Below are 205 nucleotides of genomic sequence, written 5' to 3' on the forward strand. Positions count from 1 at the left end.
AGATGGGACGAAAATTGCCTTTAATGTTTACACCTCAGGAACGTTAGTTTCAAAATATGCGACGTTTTGGATGCTGGATGTTGAGACAGGCTCTTTACGACAAATAGCAACAAATGCGGAAGGCGACGATGCCTTTGGACGCGCATCCTGGTCCCCAGACGGCACTAAAATAGCCGTTTTAGAAGGAGGGTCCTCCGGTCTTGGG

At 48.3% G+C, this 205-nt stretch carries 1 protein-coding gene; it reads left to right on the top strand.

What is annotated here, in order from left to right; all coding sequences use genetic code 11:
• The coding region (locus ACXAFR_RS27745; RefSeq protein WP_475183496.1) for a hypothetical protein at positions 1 to 205 on the top strand (205 nt) is incomplete at both ends.

This window comes from Pseudomaricurvus sp. ABR4_320 (assembly GCF_056159445.1).